The sequence below is a fragment of the Flavobacteriaceae bacterium genome (assembly GCA_014075215.1).
GTDB lineage: Bacteria > Bacteroidota > Bacteroidia > Flavobacteriales > Flavobacteriaceae > Polaribacter.
Genome location: CP046177.1, coordinates 83,925 through 108,826, shown reverse-complemented (window position 1 = coordinate 108,826; position 24,902 = coordinate 83,925). Strand labels below are relative to the sequence as shown.

The window sequence follows — 24,902 nt, the reverse complement described above, 5'->3', positions numbered from 1 at the left end:
AATATTTCTTTGTTAGGCATTGTTGTTATTGACATTCTTAAAGAGCTTCTTTTTTTAGGCTTTTTTATGCAAAAACAACACTAGTATTTTTTCATTTTATGAAAGCTTTTAGCGTTTTAAGGATACTAAAAATTAATGTTATATATCTTTTGCTACTTTTTCAAGTTTTTTATACCAGGATTCCCCGAACTTCCTAATCAATGCGTCTTTAACAAACTTATATACAGGTACCTGAAGCTCTTTCCCCAGCGTACATGCATCATCACATATATGCCATTTGTTATAATTTACAGCCGAAAATTCTGTATATTCTTTGATTCTTACAGGATATAAATGACATGAGATGGGTTTTTTCCAATTAATAATGCCTCTGTTATATGCTTCTTCAATGGCACAAAGGGCTCTATTTTTATCATCAAAAATAACATATACACATTCCGCATCATTTAGTAAAGGGGTTTCTAATTCCGAAAAAACGCTTTTTATCCATGTTCCTTTTTTTTCTATAATGTCAATACTTTCTTTTCGGAGGAAGGGTTTAATTTTCGGATAAATTTTTTCGAAGATTTTGGTTTCTTGCTTTTCTAAAGGAGCTCCTGCTTCTCCCTCTACACAACATGCGCCTTTGCACGCTGATAAATTGCATACAAAATCTTTCTCAATAATAGCTTCTGAGATAATTGTTTTTTCTAATTGAAACATGTGCAAAAATAAAGCATTTTTTTCTATTATTTTAGAAGATTCCAGATGTAAGTTGACTACTTTTGCAAAAAATTATATGTAATGATAGAAAGTATTAAGCAGATTTTTACGGTATTTATGGTCTTGTTTGCAGTCATTGATATTATTGGCAATATTCCGATTATCATAGATTTACGGAAAAAGGTAGGGCATATTCAGTCAGGAAAAGCTTCCATTATTGCAGGGAGTATTATGATTCTTTTTCTTTTTTTAGGGCAAAGTTTATTAACTCTTATAGGGATAGATGTAAACTCTTTTGCAGTAGCCGGATCGTTTATTTTATTTTTTATTTCTTTGGAAATGATTTTGGGAATTACACTCTATAAACAAGAGGATTCAAATGCGATTACTGCTTCCGTTTTTCCTTTGGCATTTCCTTTAATTGCGGGTCCGGGGAGCTTGACAACGTTACTCTCTTTAAGAGCTGAGTTTGAAATTAGGAATATCATCATAGCAATTATATTAAATATACTTTTCATTTATATTGTACTTAAGACGTCTTCAAAAATCGAACGCCTTATTGGCCCTAACGGGATTAAAATTATTAGGAAAATTTTTGGTGTTGTACTATTAGCGATTGCAGTAAAATTATTTACGACAAACATGAAAGGATTACTATAAACCGATTTTTTGGTGCTTCCCTGAATGATATGGAAAATTATTTTAGTAGCTTTTTCTTAGCCTAAAAAAATTACACAGTCATTATTTCAGTTTCTTTAGTCGCTGATAGCTCATTGGTTTTTTTCACAAAATCATCTGTCAATGTCTGAATATCCGCTTCGGTATTTTTCTTCATATCGTCAGAGATATCTATTTTTTTTATATCGTTATTAGCATCTTTTCTCACATTTCTAATACCTATTTTGGCGTGTTCTGCCTCTGCTTTAACTTGTTTTACCAAATCTTTTCTTCGCTCTTCGGTTAACGGAGGAACATTGATGACAATATTTTCACCGTTATTCATCGGATTAAAACCAATGTTAGCAGTCATAATTGCTTTTTCAATTTCTTGTAGTAGTTGCTTTTCCCAAGGTTGGATACTGATGGTTCTGGCATCCGGTGTATTGATGTTAGCTACCTGATTTAGTGGAGTCTGAGAGCCATAATAATCAACCATAATATTAGATAACATAGCAGGTGATGCTTTCCCCGCTCTAATAGAACGCAATTCCTTAATTAAATGCTCAATGGCATTTTGCATTTGTTCTTTTGCGCCTTCTATAATAAATTTTACTTCTTCATTCATAAGTCAGTATCATTTTATGTTCTATATATTTACTTTAGTTCCTATTTTTTCTCCGGATATTAATTTTAAAAGGTTACCGTTTTTATTCATATCAAATACAATGATGGGAAGTTTGTTTTCTTCACTTAATGTAAAAGCAGTCATATCCATGACTTTTAACCCTTTTTCAATAACATCTTTAAATGTAATATTTTCAAATTTTACAGCATTTGCATTCTTTTCCGGATCTGAGTTATAAATACCATCTACTCTGGTTCCTTTCAAAATAGCATCGGCATTAATTTCTACAGCTCTTAAAACTGCTGCGGTATCGGTTGTAAAATAAGGACTTCCTGTTCCTGCTCCAAAAATAACTACTCTCCCTTTTTCCAAATGTCTGATGGCTTTTCTTCTAATATATGGTTCTGCCATTTCTTTAATTTCAATGGCAGTTTGTAGCCGAGTATATATTTGGGCTTCTTCGAGGGCGCTTTGCAGAGCCAACCCATTAATACAAGTAGCCAACATTCCCATATGATCTCCTTGAACCCTGTCCGTGCCATTACTCGCGCCCGCAACGCCTCTAAAAATATTTCCGCCACCTATTACAATAGCAACTTCGATACCTTTATGTACAATTTCTTTAATTTCTTTGGCATATTTTTTTAGTCTGTCAGGATCTATTCCGTATTGTCTGTCTCCCATTAAAGCTTCACCGCTTAATTTTAGAAGTATTCTTTTATACTGCATATATAGTTTAGAAAGTTTGATACCATTTCCGAGTACTATTCTTAAAAACCAACTGTTTCACTTCATCCTTTAAAAGAGAAACACTGTGTTGGCAGAGCTATGTACTACATTTTTTTTCTTATCTAAAAGGTGTTACAAATATACTAATTAGATTTTAGCTACTAGGGACCTTTGCAAAATTGATTTAACAAAAAAGTTCGATGCCCGAAGAACATTTTCAACCTGAATAACCTGTTGGTTTTGAGGATTTAAAATTTTCGAGAAGGGAGAAATTTGAAGTCAAATTAATTCAAATACGGAATATACCATTATTTTGTAAAGATCTCTGCTAAAGAAAGATGCGGTACACATAAAAAACCGTCCTTATAAGGACGGTTTTCAAAGTTTTACTATTATAACATGAAATGTTAACCCAAGGTAACCCGTTTAAACCCAACTACTGAAACATCTCCGTATGTTTTAACATATGTCGCAACGGTTTTCTTTTCATCTTTGATGAAATTTTGGTTTAATAAACATTGTTCTTGATCCAGAGTTGTATTGTCAGAAATAAATCTTTCCATTTTCCCCGGAAGAATTCTATCCCAGATTTGTTCCGGTTTTCCCTCGGCTTTTAATTCGGATTTTGCTTTTTCTTCAGCTTTCGCTAAAACTTCTTCGGTCAATTGAGCCATGGATATATATTGAGGTACATTTTTGAGGGCTTTTCCCAATCTGCCTAACTCTATATTGTCTTTTTCGATAGCTGCAATTCTGGCTTCGGTTTCTGCTGCAATATAAGCAGGATCAAAATCTTTATAAGATAATGTTGTTGCTCCCATAGATGCTACCTGCATGGCAAGATCTTTAGTTAAAACAGCCGCTTCGTCAATGGCTTTGGATATTCCTACCAGTGCAGCGATTTTGCCAATATGTGTATAAGAGCCCACATAGGGTGCTTCCATTTTTTCAAAAGAGGTGATGTCTAATTTTTCTCCAATGACACCTGTTTGTTCTATCAATTTATCAGCAACTGTCATTCCGTCAAAATCAGCAGCCAAGAAAGATTCTTTATCTGGACAGTTTAAAGCAATATCTGCAAATTTACCCGCCAGTTCTTTAAAAGAATCATTTTTACCTACGAAATCAGTTTCACAGGCTAAAACAATGGCTACTCCAACAGTATTATCCGCGCTTATTTTGGTAACGGCAACACCTTCGATTGAAACTCTATCTGCTCTTTTTGCAGCAATTTTTTGTCCTTTTTTTCTTAAAATATCTATTGCTTTGTCAAAATCTCCTTCTGCTTCTACCAAGGCTTTCTTACAATCCATCATTCCTGCTCCGGTTGCTTCTCTTAGATTTTTAACGTCGGCAGCACTTATTTTTGTCATTATTTAACTTTTTTATTTATTGGTACACTGATGTTTTATTCGAATAATTCTCATAAATTATACGAACAAATACCCACAAATTCTTTCTCTTTTTATTTTTCTCCTTCTTTTGTTTCTTCCACAGGAGTTTCTTCTGCTTTTATTTCTACCGGATTAGCAGTAGTTTCAACGGTTTCCGTTACTTCGGTTTTTTCAGTTTTTTTTACTGTTGCTTTGTTTTTCTCGGCTTTTCTATTAGCTAAACCTTCAGCAATGGCATCGGTAACAAAACTTAGTACTTTCTCAATAGATTTGGAAGCGTCATCATTTGCAGGGATTACAAAATCTACCATTCTTGGATCGGAATTGGTATCTACCATTGCAAAAATGGGAATATTTAATTTTTGAGCTTCTGTAACTGCAATATGTTCTTTTTTAATATCTACTATAAATATGGCTCCGGGTAAACGGGTCATGTCGGAAATAGAGCCTAAATTTTTTTCTAATTTTTCTCTCTGACGATTGATTTGTAGTTTTTCTCTTTTAGATAAAGCATCAAAAGACCCGTCTTGTTTCATTCTTTCAATGGAAGCCATTTTTTTTACGGCTTTTCTAATGGTAACAAAGTTTGTTAACATGCCTCCGGGCCACCTTTCAGTAATATATGGCATGTTTACAGCGTTTGCTTTTTCCGAAACAATGTCTTTTGCTTGCTTTTTAGTTGCCACAAATAAAATTTTTCTTCCTGAATTTGCAATTTTTTGCAGTGCCGTAACAGCTTCTTCTATTTTAGCAACCGTTTTATACAGATCAATAATATGAACACCATTGCGTTCCGTATAAATATAAGGAGCCATATTTGGATCCCACTTTCTTGTTAAGTGACCAAAGTGCACTCCATTTTCAAGCAATTCTTTAATGTCTACGTTTGCCATTTTAAATATGTTTACTTTCTGTTTTGTAGCAATAGACAAGTAGTCTTTCGAATCTTGTCTATTTAGATGCTAAACTTATTATTAATTGATATTGTTCCAAAAACGTATTTCTCAGATATAAAGTATAGAATTAACGTTTTGAGAACTGGAATTTTTTACGTGCTTTCTTTTGGCCAAATTTCTTACGTTCTACCATTCTTGGATCACGAGTTAAAAGGCCTTCTGGTTTTAAGATAGCTTTGTGTTCTTCATTAATTGTTACCAAGGCTCTGGTAATTGCCAGGCGAACTGCTTCGGCTTGTCCGGTGAGCCCGCCGCCATAAACATTTACTTTAATATCATAAGAGGTTAAATTCTCTGTTAATAGCAAAGGTTGTTTTATTTTGTATTGCAGCGTTGAAGTTGTAAAGTAGTTTGCTAATTCTCTTTTGTTAACGATGATGTTTCCTTTACCTTTGGAAAGGTAAACGCGCGCTACTGCTGTTTTTCTTCTGCCTATTTTGTGAACTGTTTCCATTACTTGAGATCGTTAAGGTTAATAGCTTTTGGATCTTGAGTATTTTGATTATACTCTGTACCTTCATATACATATAAGTTTCTAAATAAAGCGTTACCTAATTTATTTTTTGGTAACATCCCTTTTACTGCTTTTTCAACAAGTTTTTTGGGATTTTTATTGAACATTTCCGCAGCACTTAATGATCTTTGCCCGCCCGGATAACCTGTGTGACGAATGTATAACTTATCTGTCCACTTTTTACCCGTTAGGTTTATTTTTTCTGCATTGATAATAACCACATTATCTCCACAATCTACATGAGGAGTAAAGTTAGGTTTGTATTTACCTCTAATTAGCTTTGCCACTTTAGAAGCTAGACGACCCAATGTTTGCCCGTCCGCATCAACAATAACCCACTCTTTTGTAATCGTGGCTTTGTTTGCTGACACTGTTTTGTAACTTAATGTGTTCATAATTACACTTTTAGTTTTTGTTATGGATTTATCCTTAAAAAAGGAGTGCAAATGTAATACTAATTATTTGATTAGCAAATAGAGATTTGCAAAATAGGTATATCTTCTGTATTTATTGATTCGGATTCAAATTTCTTCCCTCCGGAACATTCTCTTTGGTATTAAGCTTTTTTTGCCAAATCAATGTTGCATAGCCCTCAAATGGTTAAAAAAGTAATTTTTAGAAGGTCTCTGTATAATAAAATACAATAGAAAATAGATAAGGCTAAGAAAAAGTAATTTTTAGAAGACCTTTCGTCAATTATCAGTTATTTATATTTTGATTTGCCGTTTTATTTGTTGATCCAGAGAGATAAATGTTTCTGTTCTTACAACCCCTTTTATTCTTTGAATATCACTGTTTAACAGGTACATGAGGTCATTATTATTCTTACAAAGAACCTTTATAAATATAGCATAATTTCCTGTAGTATAGTGACTTTCTACAACTTCGGGAATATTTTTTAGTTTTTTAATAGCAGTGGAGTACATGCTTGCAGATTCTAAAAAAATTCCTACGAAAGCTGTTGTTGTATACCCTAATACTTTAGGGTTCAGTATCAACTGAGAACCTGCAATAAGCTTGGAAACTTCTAATTTTCGCAATCTTTGATGTATGGCTGCCCCTGATACTCCGACCTCTCTGGCAATACTTAATATAGGTATTCTGGCATCTTCAATTAATCTATTGATGATGATTTTATCTATACCATCTATTTTTATACCCATAGCTAAAAAATGTTTTGTACCTTAATAACTTTGAAAGAATTTAGGGCTTCATTTCAAAATCTTCCATAAATTTTGTAGTGTAATTTCCTGATATATAATTGGGGTGATCCATTAACTGGCTATGAAAAGGAATCGTTGTTTTAACTCCTTCAATGATAAATTCATCTAAAGCTCTTTTCATTTTGTTAATAGCCTCTACTCTTGTTTGAGCAGTCACGATCAGTTTGGCAATCATGGAGTCATAATTAGGAGGGATCATATATCCTGAATAAACATGCGTATCTACTCTGACTCCATGGCCTCCGGGTAGGTGTAGGGTAGATATTTTTCCCGGAGATGGCCTAAACCCGTTAAAAGGATCTTCTGCGTTGATTCTACATTCAATAGAATGCATTTTTGGGATATAATTTTTACCGGAAATAGGAATACCGGAAGCAACTAAAATCTGTTCTCTAATTAAGTCAAAATCAATCACTTCTTCAGTAATAGGGTGTTCTACCTGAATTCTGGTATTCATTTCCATAAAGTAGAAGTTTCTATGTTTATCTACCAAGAATTCTACCGTTCCTGCACCTTCGTATTTAATATATTCTGCGGCTTTTACTGCGGCTTTTCCCATATCGCTTCTCAACTTTTTTGTCATAAAAGGAGATGGGGTTTCTTCGGTGAGTTTTTGATGTCGCCTTTGGACAGAACAATCTCTTTCTGATAAATGGCAGGCTTTGCCAAAAGCGTCGCCCACAATTTGAATTTCAATATGTCTGGGTTCTTCAATTAATTTTTCCAAATACATTCCGTCATTTCCAAAAGCAGCTTTTGCTTCCTGGCGAGCAGAGTCCCAGGCATCTTGTAAATCTTCTGCTTTCCATACGGCTCGCATTCCTTTTCCGCCACCGCCGGCTGTTGCTTTTAACATCACCGGATATCCTGCTTCAACAGCCAATTTTTCACATTCTGAAAAATCTTTTATAATTCCTTCAGACCCCGGAATACAGGGAACACCGGCAGCAATCATGGTTGATTTTGCAGAGGCTTTGTCACCCATTCTGTCTATCATATCTCCGGTTGCCCCTATAAACTTAATATCATGTTCTTCACATAGCTTCGAGAATTTAGCGTTTTCCGATAGGAAACCATATCCCGGATGTATGGCATCGGCATTTGTAATTTCGGCTGCTGCAATAATATTTGACATTTTCAAATACGATTCGCTACCGGGAGCAGGGCCAATGCATACGGCTTCATCAGCAAATTTAACATGTAAACTCTCTGCATCAACAGTGGAATATACTGCTACTGTTTTAATTCCCATCTCTTTACAAGTTCTAAGTATTCGTAAAGCGATTTCACCTCTATTGGCTATTAATATTTTTTTAAACATAATTATAAGTTTTATTTTTTAAAATTTTGAGGAGGCACTTAAAAAAATAAAAGAAAATTATGAAGGATCTATCAAAAACAGTGGTTGATCAAACTCTACGGGAGAAGAATCATCTGCAAGTATTTTTACCACTTTGCCGGAAACGTCGGATTCGATTTCATTAAATAATTTCATGGCTTCAATAATACACAGCGTATCACCGACTTTAATCTCACTGCCTACCTCTACAAACACGGGTTTGTCCGGTGAAGGCTTTCTATATAAAGTACCAATAATAGGAGACTTTATAGTAATATATTTAGAATCGTCTTCTGTGGGAGCAGCAACGGGAGCAGAAGCTTCAGGAGCAGGCGGAGGAGCTACCGGAGCCATTTGTATGGATTGTTGAGGTATTGCTACCGCAGGAGTTTGGTGTACTATAGTGCTTTCATTAGCAGTACCGGTTTTGATAGTAATTTTTATACCTTCCATTTCCAGTTTTACTTCGCTGACACCGGATTTTGCTACAAACTTTATCAAGCTTTGAATTTCTTTAATATCCATATTTTTGATTTTAGTACTAATTAGTTTGTGAATTATATGCCCATTTTAAATAGATAGATCCCCACGTAAATCCGCCGCCAAAAGCCACAAAAATTAAATTATCTCCTTTTTTTAGCTGCTGCTCATAATCTGCTAATAACAAAGGTAGAGTAGCAGAGGTTGTATTTCCATACTTATGAATATTTATCATTACTTTTGAGGAATTCAGATTTATTCTATTTGCGGTAGCTTCAATAATTCTCTTATTTGCTTGATGTGGAACCAGCCAATCTATGTCTTGTTGGGTTAGCTTATTTCTAGTCAACATTTTTTCTGATGCATCAGCCATATTGGATACTGCAAACTTAAAAACTGTTTTCCCTTCCTGATACACAAAATGTTGTTTATTTTTTACAGTACTTTCACTAGGAGGCAAAATTGAGCCTCCGGCTTCAATTTTTAAGAACTCTCTTCCAATACCATCGCTTCTTAAGTATTCGTCTTGTAAACCCAGGCCTTCTTCGTTGACTTCAAAAAGAGTGGCAGCGGCCCCGTCTCCAAAAATAATGCAAGTAGTCCTGTCCGAATAATCTATGATAGAAGACATTTTATCGGCCCCTATGAGTAATACCTTTTTATATCTACCGGATGTTACGTAGGCTGCTGCTGTAGACATTCCGTAGAGAAAGCTGGAGCAGGCAGCTTGTATGTCATAGGCAAATGCGTTAGCAGCTCCTATTTCTGTTGCCGTAAAAACTGCGGTAGAAGCTACAAGTACATCGGGTGTGGCAGTGGCAACAATAACCAGGTCTATCTCTAAGGGGTTCAGATTTGTTTTCCGGATTAAATCTTTTGCAGCTTCAATAGCCATAAAAGAAGTACCCTTATTCGGAGTTTTAAGGATTCTACGTTCTTTAATTCCGGTTCTGGACGTAATCCACTCGTCATTGGTATCGACTAAAGTTTCCAGCTCCTTATTTGTCAGCACGTATTCGGGGACATACTTCCCCACTGCTGTAATTGCTGCAGTTAACTTTATCATAGGGTTGCCTTTTATAAAGGTTCTATTGTTGTTTGGTTTACCATAAAAAGGGAAGGCTAAAATAAGGAAAATAAACTTTTTCCGTACAAAAAAGCTTGAGAAAACCCAATTTTTAGTATGAAATTATAAAAAGACATCAAAAAACGAGGGTTTTTGGTTTTTCTAAAAAAAAACACAATTATACTTCTGCTTCGGAAGATTCCATTACAACCTGGCCTCTGTAATAGAGTTTACTTTCATGCCAATGAGCTCTGTGGTATAAATGAGCTTCTCCGGTTGTTGGGTCTACCGCTATTTGCTGAGTTGAAGCCTTATAGTGAGTTCTTCTTTTATCTCTTCTGGTTTTGGATATTTTTCTCTTTGGATGTGCCATTTTATGTATTTTTTTCTGTTATTAAATTCTTTAACATATCCCACCTGGGATCTGTTTCCGCATTTTCCGCCGGAACTGTTTTTTGTGAGCTATTTAATATGTCCAAAGTTTTAGATTGCATAGTACCGTCTGTGACTTTTGGATGAACTCTTTTTGCAGGGACAGACAAAATAATCAACTCATATATGTATTGGGCTATATTTAGCTGGTATGCCCCATGTGAGAGTATCAAGATATCTATATCATTGTCATTATACTCCGACCCAAACTTAACAACCAAGTCTAGATTCCCTGTAATTTCCTGATCATAAGGAATATTTGTAATATCACAAGAAAGGTTTACAGTTCCGCTTATCTGAACAGAGATTTCTATAAAAGTTGTCTTTTTTACAAGGGTGGCGTTAGCTGTAACCCGGGTATTAAAGTATTCATTAAAATTAAATGCTTCAAAGAACGTGTTATCGATTTGATATTTGAATAAATGGCTTCCTAATTTTAAACCTACAAAAGGAATGTTAAAATCTTTCATGCCTTTCATTATCAATGAATCAAATTGAGCATGCGAATATAAAAAATGTTTTGGATTTAATTGAATTTTATAGGTAAAAAGTCAATTGGATTTTAAAACATTCTCAGTGATCTCTTTATATTCGTTTCTGTTTTTATAAATCTTAAGAGCAGTAAATAAAGCTTCTTTAAATGAATCTTCGTTTGCTATTCCTTTTCCGGCGATATCAAAACCGGTTCCATGATCGGGTGATGTCCTTATTTTATTTAAACCTGCTGTAAAGTTTACACCGTTTCCAAATGATAATGCTTTAAAAGGAGCTAAGCCTTGATCGTGATACATGGCCAATATTCCGTCAAATTGTTGATAGGTTTTTGAACCAAAGAATCCGTCTGCGGCATAAGGGCCAAACACTAATTTTCCCGAATCTCGTATTTCTTTGATGGTAGGAATAATGATTTCTTTTTCTTCTTTGCCCGTTAACCCGTTGTCTCCCGAGTGCGGGTTCAATCCAAGAACAGCAATTTTTGGTTTAATAACACCAAAATCCTGTACTAATGAGGCATACATAATTGCTGTTTTCTCTTTGATTAATTCGGGTGTAATCGTATCTGCCACTTTTGAAACAGGAATATGTCCGGTTAACAGCCCTACTTTAAATAAGTCATTCATTAAAATCATCAGGCTTTGTCCTTCTAAATTACTTTGCAAATATTCCGTATGTCCTGCAAATTTAAAATCTTCTGATTGGATAGTATCTTTATTGATCGGTGCGGTAATTAAGACATCTATGGTTTCTTTTTTTAATTCGTCTACAGCTTTTTTCAGAGATTGAAAAGCATATTTTCCAGCATTTTTTGAAGGGGTTCCTAATTCGATTTTAATGTCTTCATTCCATATATTTAACAGGTTGATTTTTCCGTAAACTATTTTGTTAATATGATGTATACCGTTAATATGCGTTTGAATGTTCAACGCTTTTTTATGAAAGGAAACTACTTTGTTTGAGCCAAATATAACAGGAGTACAAAATTCCAGCATTCTTTTATCGGCAAATGTTTTTAAAATAACTTCTACGCCTATTCCGTTTATATCACCCAAAGAAATTCCTACAATTATGTTATTGGTTTTATTCATCGTGCATGTTGTATTATTTCTATTTTTGTATGGTGCAAAAGTAACTAAATTATAAGAGATGTTTACCGGAATTATTGAAACTCTGGGAGTTGTTAAACGGATTGACAGTGAACAGGAAAATATTCATGTTACCATTCAAAGTGATACAACCAATGAGTTAAAGATTGATCAAAGTGTTGCGCATAATGGAGTTTGCCTGACCGTTGTTTCTATTGAAAATGACACCTATGTTGTTACTGCCATAAAAGAAACGCTGGACAAAACAAACCTGGGATTATTAAAAGTAAATGATAAGATCAATTTGGAAAGAGCAATGAAATTGGGCGATAGATTAGATGGTCATATAGTACAGGGGCATGTAGATTCGACAGCTGTTTGTATCGCCAAAACAAATGAAGAAGGAAGTACTTTATTTACTTTTCAATATACTTCTACGGAAAATATAACGATAGAGAAAGGCTCCATTACGGTTAATGGAGTTAGTTTAACAGTGGTAAATACTAAAGAGAATGAGTTTAGTGTGGCAATTATACCTTATACCTTAGCACATACTACATTTAAAGATTTAGTTGTTGGCAGTATTGTCAATTTGGAGTTTGATGTGATAGGGAAGTACGTTACGAGATTATATAGAAATGGGTACTAACTAAGTCACCAATCGTAATTTTTATGAGCGTCTAACTTTATAAATATAAAGAGCAACAGTGTAAACCCCCAAAGAGAAGATCCGCCGTAGCTAAAAAAAGGTAGCGGGATTCCAATGGTTGGCAATAAACCGATAACCATTCCTATATTTATCAGGATATGAAAAAATAAGATAGAGGCTACGCCATATCCATAGATTCGTCCGAATTTGTTATTGTGGGTTTCAGCTAAAAAGAGGATTCGATATAACAAAATCAGAAAAAGAATGATTACCATACTACTGCCTATAAATCCCCATTCTTCTCCAATTACACTAAAGATATAATCGGTGTGTTGCTCAGGTACAAATCCTCCCTGGGTTTTATCACCCTTCAAAAAACCTTTGCCTGAAAACCCTCCGGAGCTTATGGTCCGGATAGATTGATTTGAATTGTATCCTATTTTTTGTGTATCTGATTTTTTGCCTAATAAGATATCAAATCGATCTCTGTGATGCTGTTCAAAAACATTATTATAAATAAAATCCGAGCTAAAGATAAATAGCCCAATAATGGAATAGAACCCCATAATTTTAATCCAATGAAATTTTAAGAAACGTTTATTTTTATAAACTGCGTATAGGATGAAAAGTGTAATTAAAGAGAAGAGAACCGATGCTAATATAAATGGGGTTATAATTAAAGTGAATATAAAAAGAACAATAGCAGAAATGCCTATAATCAAATAAGCTAATGTCAAACCCTCTCTATTCAGGACAAAAAAGAAAGATAAGTAAATAAGGGCAGAACCCGCGTCGGGTTGTAAGAAAATTAAAAAAGCAGGGAGAAAAATAATAAAGAAGGCTTTGATTTGATTTTCAATAATTCCAAGATTGTAATTCCTGTCATGCATCAGTTTTGCCAAAGCCAATGCTGTAAAGGCTTTGGAAAATTCAGAAGGTTGTATACTTGCTATTCCAACATCATACCATGATACGGCACCGTTTACATTCTTGCCAAATAGAAATAAACCAATTAAAAGGATTACCGAAGCGAGATAAAAAAAACCTGCAAATTTTTCATAAAATTTAAAGTTAAAGAAGAGTATAACAATGATAAGTGGTATACTTAAAATAATCCAAAGGAGTTGTTTGCCATGTATGGTTGAAAAATTAAAAATACTGCCCGTATTTTCCGGAGACACAGCATAAATGTTTACCCAACCAAAACCTACCAGAAGTATATAAATTAAAACCAGTGTCCAATCTATACTGTAAAAAATATTATTGCGTGCTGCTCTCAACGGTTATTTTTTTATCAAGATGTCTATTATAAACAGGGTATAAGTCTTTATTGATAACGATATCTTCAATCCATTTTCTTTTTACTTTTTTGAATATGTATTTTTCAATCATAAGACTTGCAATGGGAGCTGCTATTTCCGAACCGAACCCTCCGTTTTCAATAAAAACGGCAAGAGCAATTTTTGGGTCCTCTTTTGGAGCAAATGCAATTAAAATAGAATGATCGGGTAGTTGTTCTTTTTTCCCATTTACTTTTGTAAAATTTTCAGCAGTTCCTGTTTTGCCACAAATATCAATTCCTTTAATCTTAACCCAACTGGCTGTTCCTGTTTTAAAAACCTCTTCCATTGCATGTATTACAGGTTCAAAATGTTTTGCCTGTATCGTTGTTTTTTTAGGGATGATATATGTGGAATCCTTAATAGGAATCACATTGATATTTTTTAATATATGCGGGATATAAAAATAACCTCTGTTGGCAATTGCAGCAGTAACATTTGCGAGTTGAATGGGAGTAGTTAATACTTCACCCTGGCCAATAGCATTGGAAATATTAGTAGATGCATTCCACTTGTATTTATATTGCCTGTTATAATATTCACCATCAGGAATTAACCCTTTTTGGCCGGTAGGTAAGTCGTATCCTAAGTAATTTCCCAATCCAAAACTTTTCAAGTGCCTACTCCAGTTTGTAAGCCCGCTTTCCGGATCATTATTTTTCTCTATAATACGTTTGTACGTATTTGCAAAATAGCTGTTGCATGATTTGGAAATGGCGGTATGCAATTGAATAGGTTTATTGTATATATTACAATGACATCCCATAAATTCATTTTTTCTATTGCCGTATCGATACCCGTGATAACAATAAAAATGAGTTTTTTCTGTAATAATACCTTCTTGTAGCCCTATCAAGGCATTTACCAGTTTAAAAGGAGATCCGGGTGCATAAATTGCTTGTAAACCTCTATCGTAAGTGGGATTATTAATGATGTCATTAAAAAGTATAACAGAATTTTTAGAACGTTTTCTGCCAACCATCATATTTGGGTCATAACTGGGAGCAGTGGTTAATGATAGAATTTCTCCTGTAGCAGGCTCAATAGCAACAATAGCTCCCCGTTTTCCTTTCATTAAAGACTCTGCATATTGTTGTAGCTCACTATCAATAGACAAAGTTACATCCTGTCCGTCAACGGAAAGTGAATCATATATTCCGTCTTTATAGGGCCCTATAATTTTATTAAGACTATTTCTTTGGAGGTATTTTCTTCCCTTTTTTCCTCTCAATACCAATTCGTACTGCTTTTCAATTCCGGTTTTCCCTATCAACTCTCCTTGCTGATAATAATTACTTTTTTTGGTAATCTCCTCATTTACTTCACTGATATAACCCAGAATATTGGCTGCAGATTTAACGGGATAATCTCGTATAATTCTTTTTTGGACATAAAAACCTTTAAATTTGTGCAGTTTTTCCTGTAAAAAAGCGAAATCTTCTTTAGCCAATTGCCTGAGAAAAACCGAAGGCAACCACGGTGAGTATCTTTTTGCTCTTCTGTATCTCTTTTTAAAGTATGCGGTATCTATTTTAAGAAGTGAACAAAACTCTAAAGTATCCAGAGGTTTTACTTCATTTGGAATTACCATTACATCATAGGATAATTGATTGGCTACTAAAAGTTTACCATTTCTGTCATATATGTAACCTCTTTCCGGATAATCGAAAATTACTTTTACGGAAGTACTTTGAGCAATAACATTAGGTGCACTGTCTACTATTTGCAATTGAAAAAGCCTGCCGATATAAAGCAAACCAATGGAAGTAGTTAAAAAGTATAGTAGAAAACTTCGTTTCATGGATATTTTTTATTAAAAATAAAGGTTCCTGAAAAATACAAAATCAGCGTAAAAAAAGCAGATAAAAAAGTATTTAACATAATATCATAAAAATTTTGAAAACTAAAATGAGCCAGAGAGAATAAAATAAAATGATGTATAACTGTTAAAATGATTACATAGTTGATCATTTTTTTTAAAGACTCTGATTTAAAGTTGAATGTTAATAAATCAGTATTGGATTTTTGGAAAATAGCTTTTATTAAAAAGATTCTTATATAAGCAACAAACAGTAATGAAAAAGCATGTATTCCTCCGGAATCTGAGAACAGGTCGGCAACCAAGCCATAAAGAAAAGCAAAAAATAAAAAAGGAAAACGATTCGTACGAACCGGATAAACAAATACAAAAAGCACGTACAAATATGGATTTATATATCCTAAAAAATGGATATTATTTAATATAAGTACTTGAAAAAGCATAATAAGAACCAATCTTATAGTTAATGAAAATCTATTCATTTGCAGTATCTTCTATAGTTCGAATTTCTCTTTTATCAAAATTTGAAATAATATATACATTTTCAATATGTCTTAAATCATTAAATAGTGCCACATCTATGGTATTTTTTATAGAATTACCAGGGGTTATTTTCTGTATGGTTCCAATTAAAATACCTTTAGGAAAGATAGAAGACATTCCTCCTGTGATGATCGTATCTCCAACTTTAAAAACAGCTTGTCTGGGGATATCATTTAATTGTACTATTCGTATATCTTTTCCATTCCAGGTCAACGAGCCAAAATAAGGGCTGTTCTTCAGACGTGCATTGATTCCAATAGTTTTATTTAAAATAGATTGAGCTCTCGCATATCTATAGGAAGTTTGATCGGTAATCCCTATGATTCCCTTATTATTTACAACAGCCATTTCGGTAGTAACTCCGTCTTTTTTCCCCTTATTAAGTGTCAGGAAATTAAAGTCAGAGTTGAACTTATTATTAATAATTTTAGCTGCAGTATATGTGTATTTCTGATGATATAACGAATTATTTACCTTGATAACTAAAGATGTGTCCAACACATTTTTTAATTTTTCCAGTTTGTTTTTAAGCAGTGTATTTTCTTCTATTAATATTTTGTTGGCTTTTTTTAGATTAAAATATCCGGAAAATTGTGTAGTTTTTTCATATAAGTTCCCACTGATAAAGTTTGCAGAACTAATAAACTTACTTTTGTGAAAGCGGTGATTATTGAGGATAAAAAACAGAGCAACGGATTCTAAAAGAAGAAAAAATAGAAAGTATTTATATTTCCGGATAAAATAAATAATTTGCTGCATACAATGAAAATATTTGAAATTATTTCATCACAACACTTTTGTATTTATCCAGTTCTTTTAGAGCCAATCCGGTACCTCTTACAACAGCCCTCAGCGGATCTTCTACAACATAAACAGGAAGATCGGTTTTACGGGATAATCGCTTATCCAGACCCTTAAGCATAGAACCTCCTCCTGCTAAATAGATACCTGTGTTGTAAATATCGGCAGATAATTCGGGTGGCGTTTTAGACAAGGTTTCCATAATAGCATCTTCAATCCTTAAAATAGATTTATCTAATGCTTTTGCCATTTCTCTATAAGAGGTCTGAACTTGTTTAGGTTTTCCGCTTAATAAATCTCTTCCCCTAACCAACATATCTTCCGGGGGATCATCCAAATCTTCGGTGGCAGCACCAACGGTTATTTTAACATTTTCTGCAGTTGCCACCCCTATGTACAAATTATGTTGGGTTCGCATGTAGTACATGATATCATTTGTAAATAGATCTCCTGCAACTTTTACAGATTGATCGTAAACAATACCGGATAGTGCAATTACAGCAATTTCCGTAGTTCCTCCGCCGATATCAATAACCATATTCCCTTTGGCCTCCATAATATCTATACCAACACCAATTGCGGCAGCCATAGGTTCGTAAATCAAATAGACTTCTTTTGCATTCATATGTGTGGCGGAGTCTTTTACAGCGCGTTTTTCCACCTCGGTAATACCGGAAGGAATACAAATAAGCATTCGCAATGAAGGTGAAAAAAACCTTCTTCTGATAGCAGGAATTTTTTTAATAAAATTCTTAATCATTTCTTCGGAAGCCTGAAAATCAGCTATTACCCCATCTTTTAACGGGCGTATGGTTTTGATATTTTCATGCGTTTTCCCCTGCATTAAACTGGCGTCTTTTCCCGTGGCGATAATCTTACCCGTTAGTTGATTTCTCGCTACTATGGAAGGACTGTCTATGACCACCTTGTCATCATGTATAATTAAAGTGTTTGCAGTACCTAAATCGATTGCAATATCTTCTGTCATAAAATCGAAAAACCCCATAAAATATTTTTTTGATTTTGAGTAGTCTTACAAATCTAATAAAAATTACTTGTTCGGAATACAATTATGTATTTAATGTTTAAAATGTCTTGTTCCCGTAAATACCATAGACAAACTATTTGAGTCACAGTAATCTATACTTAATTGATCTTTAATTGAACCTCCCGGTTGAATAATGCTTTTTATTCCGGCGGTATCTGCAATTTCCACACAGTCGGGAAAAGGAAAAAAAGCATCACTGGCCATAACAGCTTCTTGCAAATTAAACCCAAAATTTGTCGCTTTTTCAATGGCTTGTTTTAATGCATCAACTCTACTGGTTTGGCCGGTACCACTGGCAAAAAGCTGCTTGTTTTTGGCTAATACAATGGTATTAGACTTTGTGTGTTTACATATTTTGGAAGCAAAAATGAGATCTTCTAACGCTCTTTTAGTCGGCTTATTTTTTGTAGGATACGACAGGTCCTCTACACGATCTGTTTTGTTGTCTTTGTCTTGGACAAGTAGCCCACTTAAGCAGGTTCTTACCGTTTGGTTTGGCAACTTAGTTTCTTTTTGAATTAGAATAATTCGATTCTTTTTCCCTTTTAAAATGGTTAAAGCATCCTCGTCATACGACGGTGCAATAATCACTTCACAAAAAAGGGAATGTATTTCTGTTGCGGTCACCTTGTCAATTTTTGTATTCGTGATTAATATTCCGCCAAAAGCAGAAACAGGATCTCCGGACAAAGCATCAATATAAGCCTGATATACGGTGGCTCTTTGAGCACAACCACATGCATTATTGTGTTTTAAAATAGCAAAAGTAGGAGGCTCTTCGGTAAATTCACTCATTAAATGAACCGCAGCATCAATATCTAACAAGTTGTTATAACTTAATTCTTTTCCGTGAAGTTGATCAAACATACCTTCTAAATCTCCAAAAAAAGTTCCCCTTTGATGTGGATTTTCACCATATCGCAATGTTTTGGAAGTCCGCTCGCTTGCTTTAAAAACGACTTCTTTTTCATTAAAATAATTAAATATGGCGGTATCGTAATGAGAAGAAATATCAAATGCCTTAGCAGCAAACTCCTTTCTTGATGCTAGGGATGTTTTACCATCATTACCGGAGATTAGTTCTAAAAATGCTTCATATTGATCCATCGATGAAATGATAAATGTGTCTTTAAAATTCTTTGCAGCAGCTCTTATTAAAGAAATTCCACCGATATCAATTTTTTCTATGATGCCTTGCTCATCGGCACCCGAAGCAATTGTTTTTTCAAAAGGATATAAATCTACAATGACCAAATCTAACTGGGGAATTTGAAATTCATTCATTTGGGCGATATCTCCTTTGTGATCCTGTCTGTTTAAAATACCTCCAAATACTTTTGGATGCAATGTTTTTACTCTACCTCCAAGAATGGAAGGATATGAAGTTACATCTTCTATAGGAATAACCGATATGCCAAGCTCAGCGATAAACCTCTCCGTTCCTCCGGTTGAATAAATAGTTACACCGAAGTCATTTAATTTTTTTACAACAGGCGCTAAACCCTCTTTATGAAAAACAGAAATTAATGCGGATTGAATCGTTTTTAGAGTACTCATCTATTACTTAGTTATATTATTGAGTCCATTGCCAAAATAGTGATATATTCTGTGTTTGAATTGATTTGACTTCAAATTTCTCCCTTCTCGAAAATTTTAAATCCTCAAAACCACCAGATTATTCCGGTTGAAAATGTTCTTCGGGCGTCGAACTTTTTGCTAAATCAATTCTGCAAAGATCTCTTTTTTAACTTTTTTCTCAAAAAAAGGATGCTCTTTTTCAGTGTTTTAAAAAGGTTGAGCAAACTTTTAACTCGGGGCTTTCAAAACTTTTAACTCTATTATATAGAGTATACAAATTTACTAAAAGAACTCATTTAAACTTTTTCAATTTGCTAAAAAATGGGTGTTTTTAGGGCTGTTTTTAGCTTTTTTTCCTTCCGTAGCGGTGCATGCAACTCAAAAAAGCCTTCAACAGCCCTAAAAACTTCTAATGTTCGCTTAAACCCAAAAAGTCCAAACGAGTTCGGTAAATAATATCACAAAAAACAAGATATTTATTCAAACTTTTCTATTTTAGTTGACCAAAATTTAAACGGAATGAACAGAATAAAAGAAGCTCCGGAACAAAAAGGAATTAAACAAAAATAGTTGGCTGAGCAATTAGGTAAGAGCTATAACATGGTTAACAGCTATGTGCAAAACAGACAACAGCCAAGATTTGAAGTGTTATTTGAGATAGCAAAAATCCTTGATGTTGACCCAAAAGACCTAATCCAAACAGAAAAAGAGCAATAGATGATCCTCGATAATGAAAACAAAGAATTAAAAGTCCACCAGTGGATTTCCAAATATACAGAAGAGGGAAAATTTGATTTAGTAACGGGATACTTTACAATTGGAGCTTTAGCGTGGTTGTCAAGACAAGTAAACGATAAAATTAGTGACTTCCGTTTGGTGCTTGGGGACATTGTTAATGTTGACTTAGAAGAAAATCGACCACTTGATTTATTAAACGAAAATATCTCGATTGAAGCAGCGTTGAAATTAAACAGTGTTTCACAAGAAGCAGTGAATTTCTTAAAACAAGATAAAGTATTGGCAAAGACATTAGAACCAAATTTTTGCCATGCAAAAAATTATCTGTTCCATCCGGCCAAAGACGACGACAGAGATAAATATTTTGTTTCGGGAAGCTCAAATCTTACCGAAGCCGGAATCGGATTAAAGCACACAAATAATGTTGAGCTAAATATTGCAGAAACCGGCAACAATAACCAATACAAGGAATTGGTATATTGGTTTGAATCTTTGTGGGTTAAACCTCAAGCTCATACCGATAAGACAATAATTCACAAAGATGGAAAACACACAAAAATTGACTTTAAAAAATACCTAATAGGTGAAATAGAAAAGATTTTTATTAAATACACTCCGAGAGAGATATACTATAAAATCTTATTTGAATTATTTGGCAATCAACTTCTGGAAGAAGAAAATAATCCTGAGTTTAACAGGCAAATAGGTAGGTTAGAAAACAGTGTAATTTATAATGCGCTTTACGAATTCCAAAAAAAAGGGGTATTAAGCCTGATTAAAATGCTTCAAAAATGCAACGGATCAATACTTGCAGATGCCGTTGGTCTTGGAAAAACATGGAGTGCCTTAGCTGTTATTAAATACTTTCAATTGCAAGGTCGGGAAGTCTTATTACTTTGCCCTAGAGAATTTGGCATATACCCGACTAAAAAAATCTACAATAGAATTCTGTTAAAAGAAGAAAGACGACAAAGAAACATTGATAGCATTGTTGCTAGAGCTATTGAATTTGCCAGAGAGAGAGAAGCATCAGAGAATCCAGTTGACCCAGACTGGATCGTTGAATTTTTCAATATTACTCAAGATTGTTCTCATGAAAAGATGCAATATTTATGGGCTAAAATTTTAGCTGGTGAAGTAAAGAATCCATCTAGCTTCTCAAAAAGAACATTAAATCTTTTAAAATCAATCTCGTCAGACGAAGCAGAATTGTTTTCTTTATTATCTAACTGCTTGTGGAACCTACATGGTGAAGGAGTATCAAATTCTAAAATGCTCATCACCGATTCCGATGAGAATAGTGAATATTCTGATTTGCATTGGGGCTTTGATAGAAGAGATATCTATCTTTTAGAAGATTTAGGCCTTATCGAAGAATCTATTTACATATTAAATACTTCAAAATACTCATATCAACTTGATTTTTTTAACATTAAACACTCGGTTAAAAGCTCCAAAAAGAGGACTGAATTAGATATTTTAAGATTAACTAAGGTTGGTGAAGAAATTTACTCAATAGTACAAAAGGAAATGAATCTAACATATTATGAACATATTATGAATTATCTTAAAACCAATAAGATGATAGATTAAAAACTTCTTCTTTTCTCAATTAAAAAGTTTTAAACAAGTCTAAAAAATCAATATCCAAACCTTCGGCTATTCTAAGTAATGTTTTAACTGTAGGGTTCGTTCTGCCACTTTCAATTCGTCGATGGACTTGCTACATTTAGAGTGACAAAGAGTTAAGCTAATTTTATCTAAAATAACTTAACCATATGAAACGAAGAAAATACAGTAAAGAGTTTAAAATTAAAGCAGTAGAATTAAGCAATGTACGAGGTAACACAAAGCAGATTGCCATGGAATTGGGAATCAGTGCAGATCTTATTTACAGATGGCGTAGAGAATTAGAACAGCGTCCTGATTTAGCTTTTAGCGGTAATGGCGTCAAACAACTCACAGAAGATCAGAAAGAGTTAGAGCGATTACGTAAACAGCTCAAGGATGTTACCATGGAGCGGGATATCTTAAAAAAGGCCGTGAGCATCTTCTCCAAGAGCGATCGGAAGTATTGAAATTTATCAAAGATTACAGTAGAGAATATCCGGTTGGGAAGATGTGTAAAATTTTTAAAATTAGTAGAAACAGTTATTACAGGAGTAAGAATTATGTTCCATCAGATAGAGATGGAAAAAATCGTATGCTACTCTCTGAGATTCACCGTATCTGTGAGCGAAGTAAATCTACTTATGGAAGTCCTAGAATTACAGAGGAACTCAAAGCTAAAGGGTTTAAAGTATCTAGGTCTAGGGTAGCACGATTGATGAAAAAACACGGGATTAAAGCAGTTCGTAAAAAGAAATTTGTTGTCACGACAGATTCTAAGCATCAATATCCAGTAGCTGATAATGTATTGGATAGAGATTTTAAAGCTACCGCTGCTGCACAGAAATGGGTTTCTGATATTACCTATTTAAAGACTGCACAAGGATGGCTGTACTTAACGGTAATTATTGACCTGTTTGATCGTAAAGTCATTGGTTGGTCTTTGAGCAATGGACTCAAAGCAAGACAAACTATCATTGCTGCATGGAGAATGGCTGTAAACAACAGAATGCCTTGTGAAGGTATGATTTTTCATTCTGATCGAGGTGTACAATACGCATCTCATGCGTTTGTTAATATCCTTAAAAGTTATCATGTAACACCCAGTATGAGTAGAAAAGGAAACTGTTGGGATAATGCAGTAGCTGAATCTTTTTTTAAAACAATCAAAACAGAACTAATGATAGACAATAAGTTTATATCCAACAAAAGTCTTCAAATTAAAGTCTTTGAATACATAGAAACTTGGTACAACAGATACAGAAGACATTCTGCTCTTGGTTACAAAAATATCATCGAATTTGAAAAATTATATCAAATCAAAAATGTAGCTTAACTTTTTGTACCATTTTTTGTTGCATATCCAGAAGAGAACAATCTTACAAAATTTTTACAATATAAAAACATCAATGACAGGCAAGCTGACATTCTATTTAAAATAGAAAAAAATCAAATAGAACTTTTACGGTAAAAGAAATTCAAAATGTGTATAGAGTAACCAATCAGACAGCCAGAACAGATATGGAAGCCCTTGTAAAGAAAGGGTTTTTAAAAAAGATTGCTATTAATCATAAGAGTTCAAGTTATTGGAAGGGAGATAAGTTTGATAACACATTTCTATAGCTCTTTCATTGGATCCCAAAAGACTTTTTCTAAATTTTGAATCTGATTATCAACTACAACAATACCTTCATTTTCTAACAATTGTTGCATCAAGTTAGTTCCGCCAAAATGGTGTTTGCCTGTTAATAGTCCTTTTTTATTAACAACTCTATGTGCCGGAACGTCCTCATATTTCCCTGAACTGTTCATAGCCCAACCCACCATTCTGGCGGAGCGTGCTGCTCCCAAATAGTTGGCAATGGCCCCATAACTGGTTACTCTGCCGTAAGGAATAAGACGGGCTAATTGGTATACTCTTTCAAAAAAGTTATCCGATGTTTCCATATAGTGAAATATATAAAATGTACTAGGGCGTGTTAATGATGCTATACCGTGAATTTACTTTAGGGTACCTCTACTACTTTTTATTTCGCTTTCTCTAAAGTAAATGAAAATTCAGATCCTTTGCCATATATACTATTTAACAAAATAGTTTCATTATGAGCTTCCACGATATGCTTTACAATAGATAAGCCTAAACCCGAACCCCCCTGCTCTCTTGATCTACTTTGATCTACTCTATAAAAACGTTCAAATAAACGCGATAAATGCTCTTGCTTAATTCCTTCCCCATTATCTGTTACTTTGATGATAAACTTTTGCTCATTATATGATTCTACACCAACAGTAGTTAAGCCGTTTGTATTACCATATTTAATAGAATTTACCACCAAATTAATGAGTACCTGCTCAATTCTTTTAACATCTCCTTTTACAAAAATAGAAAACTCATAAAACTTATCGAATTGCAAAGTGATATTCCTTTTTTTGGCGCGTATTTCCAGTAAATCAAAGACATTTTGAATAAGTTCTAAAATATTGAAAATTTCAAAATTCATTTTCATGCCTTCAGTTTCCAGTTTGGCAATCATATCCATATCTTTTACAATAGAAACTAAACGCTCTACTCCTCTCCCGGTTCTGTTTAAATATTTGGCTCTGATTAACCCATCTTCAGCAGCTCCTTCCAATAGTGTTAAAATATATCCCTGAACAGTAAAAAGAGGAGTTTTAAGTTCATGTGCAACATTGCCTAAAAAATCTCTTCTAAAAGAATCCCGCTCAGTAAGGTTTTGAATTTCAATACGTTTTCCCTCAACAAACTCTTGTACTGTTTTAGATAGTGTCTCAATATCTGTGGTAATGGATTTCTTTCTTATGTCTCCTGCATTTAGAATGGAAACTTCATCGTATATTTTTTTTACACGTTCATATATAGAGTGCTCTGTCCTATATTGAATAATTAAAAAAGATAGGAAAAAAAAAGCAATTTGAAAAATAAGGATAACTAAAAAATCTATTTTTTTGAAAAAAAAGAAATAAAATATAAGTGTTAAAATAACAGAAATAAGTGTTAGATACACTGATGACCAGAGTGCAAAGGAATACGTTTTTTTAAACTTCATAAGAAGA

28 protein-coding genes and 1 pseudogene are annotated in these 24,902 nt (G+C 33.9%); 6 read left to right on the top strand and 23 right to left on the bottom strand.

Features of this window, described 5'->3' with window-relative positions; genetic code table 11:
- Window positions 1–138 precede the first annotated feature (138 nt).
- Complete coding sequence (locus GKR88_00600; protein ID QMU62915.1) at window positions 139–702, bottom strand: DUF3109 family protein; 564 nt, start codon at window positions 700–702, stop codon at window positions 139–141.
- A gap of 81 nt (window positions 703–783) precedes the next feature.
- Between GKR88_00600 and GKR88_00595 the strand changes: the two genes are divergently transcribed.
- Window positions 784–1,362, top strand: coding sequence for an NAAT family transporter (locus GKR88_00595; GenBank protein QMU62914.1), 579 nt, complete (start codon window positions 784–786; stop codon window positions 1,360–1,362).
- A 70-nt stretch (window positions 1,363–1,432) separates the two neighbouring features.
- Here GKR88_00595 and GKR88_00590 read toward each other — a convergent pair whose 3' ends face one another.
- From GKR88_00590 to pdxA, 13 genes are all read right to left on the bottom strand, one after another.
- Window positions 1,433–1,987, bottom strand: coding sequence for a ribosome recycling factor (locus GKR88_00590; GenBank protein QMU62913.1), 555 nt, complete (start codon window positions 1,985–1,987; stop codon window positions 1,433–1,435).
- 21 nt (window positions 1,988–2,008) lie between these two features.
- Window positions 2,009–2,716: a UMP kinase gene (locus tag GKR88_00585; protein QMU62912.1), complete on the bottom strand. Its 708-nt coding sequence runs from the start codon at window positions 2,714–2,716 to the stop codon at window positions 2,009–2,011.
- A 407-nt stretch (window positions 2,717–3,123) separates the two neighbouring features.
- Window positions 3,124–4,089: an elongation factor Ts gene (locus tag GKR88_00580; GenBank protein ID QMU62911.1), complete on the bottom strand. Its 966-nt coding sequence runs from the start codon at window positions 4,087–4,089 to the stop codon at window positions 3,124–3,126.
- Between the two features lie 92 nt (window positions 4,090–4,181).
- Window positions 4,182–5,003 carry a 30S ribosomal protein S2 gene (gene rpsB, locus GKR88_00575; GenBank protein ID QMU62910.1) on the bottom strand — a complete coding sequence of 274 codons (822 nt, stop codon included), beginning with the start codon at window positions 5,001–5,003 and terminating at the stop codon, window positions 4,182–4,184.
- A gap of 130 nt (window positions 5,004–5,133) precedes the next feature.
- Complete coding sequence (rpsI, locus tag GKR88_00570; GenBank protein ID QMU62909.1) at window positions 5,134–5,520, bottom strand: 30S ribosomal protein S9; 387 nt, start codon at window positions 5,518–5,520, stop codon at window positions 5,134–5,136.
- Window positions 5,520–5,975: a 50S ribosomal protein L13 gene (rplM, locus tag GKR88_00565; GenBank protein QMU62908.1), complete on the bottom strand. Its 456-nt coding sequence runs from the start codon at window positions 5,973–5,975 to the stop codon at window positions 5,520–5,522. Before rplM ends, rpsI begins: the two co-directional genes overlap by 1 nt.
- A 312-nt stretch (window positions 5,976–6,287) precedes the next feature.
- Window positions 6,288–6,737: an AsnC family transcriptional regulator gene (locus GKR88_00560; protein QMU66601.1), complete on the bottom strand. Its 450-nt coding sequence runs from the start codon at window positions 6,735–6,737 to the stop codon at window positions 6,288–6,290.
- A gap of 46 nt (window positions 6,738–6,783) precedes the next feature.
- Window positions 6,784–8,124, bottom strand: a complete 1,341-nt coding sequence (gene accC / locus GKR88_00555; GenBank protein QMU62907.1) for an acetyl-CoA carboxylase biotin carboxylase subunit — start codon at window positions 8,122–8,124, stop codon at window positions 6,784–6,786.
- A 57-nt stretch (window positions 8,125–8,181) separates the two neighbouring features.
- On the bottom strand, window positions 8,182–8,667 hold the full coding sequence (gene accB / locus GKR88_00550; protein QMU62906.1) for an acetyl-CoA carboxylase biotin carboxyl carrier protein: 486 nt from the start codon (window positions 8,665–8,667) through the stop codon (window positions 8,182–8,184).
- 16 nt (window positions 8,668–8,683) lie between these two features.
- Entirely contained in the window at window positions 8,684–9,688 is a 1,005-nt protein-coding gene (gene fabH / locus GKR88_00545; protein QMU62905.1) for a beta-ketoacyl-ACP synthase III, read from the bottom strand.
- A 178-nt stretch (window positions 9,689–9,866) separates the two neighbouring features.
- Window positions 9,867–10,061, bottom strand: a complete 195-nt coding sequence (gene rpmF, locus GKR88_00540) for a 50S ribosomal protein L32 (protein ID QMU62904.1) — start codon at window positions 10,059–10,061, stop codon at window positions 9,867–9,869.
- A gap of 1 nt (window position 10,062) precedes the next feature.
- Complete coding sequence (locus tag GKR88_00535; GenBank protein ID QMU62903.1) at window positions 10,063–10,599, bottom strand: DUF177 domain-containing protein; 537 nt, start codon at window positions 10,597–10,599, stop codon at window positions 10,063–10,065.
- A 72-nt stretch (window positions 10,600–10,671) separates the two neighbouring features.
- Complete coding sequence (gene pdxA / locus GKR88_00530) at window positions 10,672–11,706, bottom strand: 4-hydroxythreonine-4-phosphate dehydrogenase PdxA (GenBank protein QMU62902.1); 1,035 nt, start codon at window positions 11,704–11,706, stop codon at window positions 10,672–10,674.
- Window positions 11,707–11,764: 58 nt separating this feature from the next.
- Between pdxA and GKR88_00525 the strand changes: the two genes are divergently transcribed.
- Window positions 11,765–12,352 (top strand): riboflavin synthase, encoded by a 588-nt coding sequence (locus GKR88_00525; protein QMU62901.1) that lies wholly within the window; start codon window positions 11,765–11,767, stop codon window positions 12,350–12,352.
- Between the two features lie 5 nt (window positions 12,353–12,357).
- On the opposite strand, the gene GKR88_00520 is transcribed toward GKR88_00525, so the two are convergent.
- The 6 genes from GKR88_00520 to purH all read right to left on the bottom strand — a co-directional run bounded on the left by GKR88_00520 (window position 12,358) and on the right by purH (window position 19,460).
- The gene (locus GKR88_00520; protein QMU62900.1) at window positions 12,358–13,632 is read right to left on the bottom strand and encodes a rod shape-determining protein RodA; all 1,275 of its coding nucleotides are present in this window, start codon (window positions 13,630–13,632) and stop codon (window positions 12,358–12,360) included.
- Window positions 13,613–15,493, bottom strand: a complete 1,881-nt coding sequence (gene mrdA, locus GKR88_00515; GenBank protein QMU62899.1) for a penicillin-binding protein 2 — start codon at window positions 15,491–15,493, stop codon at window positions 13,613–13,615. Before mrdA ends, GKR88_00520 begins: the two co-directional genes overlap by 20 nt.
- Window positions 15,490–15,993: a rod shape-determining protein MreD gene (mreD, locus tag GKR88_00510; protein QMU62898.1), complete on the bottom strand. Its 504-nt coding sequence runs from the start codon at window positions 15,991–15,993 to the stop codon at window positions 15,490–15,492. The genes mrdA and mreD overlap by 4 nt, the downstream gene beginning before the upstream one ends.
- Entirely contained in the window at window positions 15,986–16,813 is an 828-nt protein-coding gene (gene mreC / locus GKR88_00505) for a rod shape-determining protein MreC (protein QMU62897.1), read from the bottom strand. Before mreC ends, mreD begins: the two co-directional genes overlap by 8 nt.
- A 19-nt stretch (window positions 16,814–16,832) precedes the next feature.
- The gene (locus GKR88_00500; protein QMU62896.1) at window positions 16,833–17,861 is read right to left on the bottom strand and encodes an MreB/Mrl family cell shape determining protein; all 1,029 of its coding nucleotides are present in this window, start codon (window positions 17,859–17,861) and stop codon (window positions 16,833–16,835) included.
- A gap of 72 nt (window positions 17,862–17,933) precedes the next feature.
- A complete protein-coding gene (gene purH / locus GKR88_00495; GenBank protein ID QMU62895.1) occupies window positions 17,934–19,460 on the bottom strand; it encodes a bifunctional phosphoribosylaminoimidazolecarboxamide formyltransferase/IMP cyclohydrolase in 1,527 nt (508 codons plus the stop codon).
- A 540-nt stretch (window positions 19,461–20,000) separates the two neighbouring features.
- On the opposite strand from purH, the pseudogene GKR88_00490 reads away from it, so the two are divergent.
- Together GKR88_00490 and GKR88_00485 are read left to right on the top strand one after the other, a co-directional pair.
- Window positions 20,001–20,198, top strand: a pseudogene (locus tag GKR88_00490) (helix-turn-helix domain-containing protein).
- On the top strand, window positions 20,199–21,812 hold the full coding sequence (locus GKR88_00485) for a DUF2806 domain-containing protein (protein ID QMU62894.1): 1,614 nt from the start codon (window positions 20,199–20,201) through the stop codon (window positions 21,810–21,812). It begins immediately after the preceding pseudogene.
- Window positions 21,813–21,831: 19 nt separating this feature from the next.
- Here the strand turns inward: GKR88_00485 and GKR88_00480 are convergent, their stop codons facing one another.
- Entirely contained in the window at window positions 21,832–21,927 is a 96-nt protein-coding gene (locus tag GKR88_00480; GenBank protein ID QMU66600.1) for a helix-turn-helix domain-containing protein, read from the bottom strand.
- A gap of 70 nt (window positions 21,928–21,997) precedes the next feature.
- On the opposite strand from GKR88_00480, the gene GKR88_00475 reads away from it, so the two are divergent.
- A protein-coding gene (locus GKR88_00475; protein QMU62893.1) for an IS3 family transposase occupies window positions 21,998–23,163 on the top strand; the annotation gives its coding sequence in 2 pieces (ribosomal slippage) (window positions 21,998–22,247 and window positions 22,247–23,163; 1,167 coding nt in all).
- 140 nt (window positions 23,164–23,303) lie between these two features.
- Window positions 23,304–23,450, top strand: coding sequence for a hypothetical protein (locus GKR88_00470; protein QMU62892.1), 147 nt, complete (start codon window positions 23,304–23,306; stop codon window positions 23,448–23,450).
- Here the strand turns inward: GKR88_00470 and GKR88_00465 are convergent.
- Window positions 23,445–23,774, bottom strand: coding sequence for a methylated-DNA--[protein]-cysteine S-methyltransferase (locus tag GKR88_00465; protein ID QMU62891.1), 330 nt, complete (start codon window positions 23,772–23,774; stop codon window positions 23,445–23,447). The two genes, GKR88_00470 and GKR88_00465, sit on opposite strands and share 6 nt — an antisense overlap.
- A gap of 80 nt (window positions 23,775–23,854) precedes the next feature.
- Window positions 23,855–24,895 carry a sensor histidine kinase gene (locus tag GKR88_00460; GenBank protein ID QMU62890.1) on the bottom strand — a complete coding sequence of 347 codons (1,041 nt, stop codon included), beginning with the start codon at window positions 24,893–24,895 and terminating at the stop codon, window positions 23,855–23,857.
- Window positions 24,896–24,902 lie beyond the last annotated feature (7 nt).